The 1,496-nt window shown below is 58.2% G+C and carries 1 pseudogene; it reads right to left on the bottom strand.

The features are described from left to right. Positions 1-74: 74 nt before the first annotated feature. Positions 75-860: pseudogene (locus HCZ87_RS20675) on the bottom strand (IS3 family transposase); the annotation flags it as partial. Positions 861-1,496: the final 636 nt, after the last annotated feature.

Here is a 1,496-nt window from a genome sequence, read left to right as displayed (position 1 = left end):
TTCCACTCACCTTCGCCCTCAGCCTTGATACCGGTGCTGTCGATCAGCAGGTTCAGCGGACCCGCGCCGCCACGGTAACCGCGCAACTCGGCGATCCGATCCAGTTCGCGGGCGACACGTGCGCCGCCAATGGATGTGTCCACGACGGCGGCCAGGCAGTCCCGGCTACAGTCGTCGATGACATTCAGCACACGGAACCTGCGGCCATCCTCCAGCGCATCCGACATGAAGTCGAGCGACCAGCGCTGGTTCGGGCCTTGCGGGATCGTCATTGGCGTCCTGGTGACCACAGTGCGCTTGCGCCCGCCCCGTTTCCGAACCGCTAACCCTTCTTCGCGGTAGAGCCGGTACAGCTTCTTTCAGGTCACCTCCCAGCCTTCTCGCTTCAGCAGGATATGCAGACGGCGATATCCGAACCGTCGCCGCTCGTACGACCGTTCCTTCATCCTGGCACGCAGTTCCGTGTCAGCCGGACGCTTTGATTTGCGCCGATAGACACGCGGATCGATCCCCGCGAGCGAACAGGCACGCCGCTGCGTGTCGCTCTTCTCCTTCATGGCCCAGTCCACCGCTTTCCTCCTCGAACCGGGCCTCAGAAGTTTTTTCCGAGCATCTCTTTTCAGCGTCGCCACGTCCATCATCTGCTCGGCCAGCATCTTCTTTAGCTTAGCGTTCTCAGCTTCCAGCGTCTTCAGCCGCCGCGCATCCGACACGTCCATGCCGCCGTACTTGGATCGCCACTTGTAAAAGGTCGCATCGCTGATCCCATGCTTGCGGCACAGATCCTTTGCGCTCAACCCGGTCTGATGCTCTTTCAGAATGCCAATGATCTGTTCTTCGCTGAAACGGCTTCTCTTCATCGTCTGTCTCCTCGGTTGGAGAACAGGCTAACCTCAAATCGAGGACTTTTCTGGGGAGCAGGTCAATTTGGGATAAGTTCTCCGACCGTATGTTGGTAATAGCCTTGCACCGTGACCTTTAGCTGACACCGATCAAGCAACCCTCGGCCAAGGCAATCGGACAGACATCACGCTACCCGAGATGTGGGTAGCGTGATCAAGAGGACGCAGCTGCGGCGTGTATCGTTGGCCAGGCATCAAAAAGTAGGCACTGAACTTGGACGCTCGGTCGACGCTTCCACGCAGCCTCGGCCCAAACCCGACCTTCCTGGTGAGCGCCACGAAGGTCGGGAACGAGTCCAACATGCCTTAACTTTGTATGCTGTGTATGTATGCCAAACGGCGCAAGCGGATCGAGATCATGTTCAACCGGGCTCAAGGATTGGCGGCGCCTGGTAAACCACTTTGACCGGTGCCCGTCCTCTCAACACTCGCTCTCGTAGCAACTGTCATCTATCGAGTATGAGATGCTGTAACGGGGCCTGCGTCACGCACGACCGTTGCCACTTGTCAGATCAGCACCGCGCTGTCGCCATTCCCGTATTGAACCCAGATGGAGGATGACGGGATGAAGCTATTTATTGGATTGGATGTGTC

The organism is Phaeobacter sp. HF9A (genome assembly GCF_011806385.1).
Taxonomy (GTDB): domain Bacteria; phylum Pseudomonadota; class Alphaproteobacteria; order Rhodobacterales; family Rhodobacteraceae; genus Epibacterium.
The sequence above is the reverse complement of the archived record's forward strand: the minus strand, read 5'-3'. Positions and strand labels throughout refer to the sequence as shown.